Here is a 553-nt window from a genome sequence, read left to right on the forward strand (position 1 = left end):
AATATTTCATTGGAATAACCCCTCCAGATGATTATAAAGCAAAAATTATGGCATTCCGTGATCGTTGGTCCAGTAATCGTCTTAACGAGGTAGTGGAGCCTCACATCACTGTAAAAGCGCAGGGTGGTCTTAAAGTAGATCTTTGTTGGTTAGAAAATGTAAGACAAGCATGCTCTTTAATCCAAAGCTTTCAATTATCATTATCAGAACCTGGGTCGTTTGGAAGTGCTGTTACATTTCTTAGTGTTGAATCGAGCAATGTAATCGATTTACATAGAAGATTGGTAAATGCGATTTCTCCATCACAAGAAATTTTAGATCAATACTTTGAAATGGATCAGTATCATCCTCATTTGACCTTGGGGCAAACCTATTGGGGTTTGAACGAGACTGAAATTGACGAAATGAAATTATTAGCTATGAATGAATTAGCTCCTTATCCAACCTTTAATGTCAATTTTGTACGTGTATATAAAGAAGTTGAACCAAACCAATACGTACCATTTGTAGATATCCAATTGGGAACACAAAAAGCTGAGTGATTCAACTAACG

1 protein-coding gene is annotated in these 553 nt (G+C 36.2%); it reads left to right on the plus strand.

All coding sequences use genetic code 11. The annotated features are described in order from the left end of the window. The coding region (locus tag GQY27_RS21230) for a 2'-5' RNA ligase family protein (protein ID WP_160037250.1) at positions 1 to 542 on the plus strand (542 nt) is incomplete at its 5' end. Between the last annotated feature and the right edge of the window lie 11 nt (positions 543 to 553).

The organism is Paenibacillus sp. An7, assembly GCF_009870785.1.
Lineage (GTDB): Bacteria > Bacillota > Bacilli > Paenibacillales > Paenibacillaceae > Paenibacillus.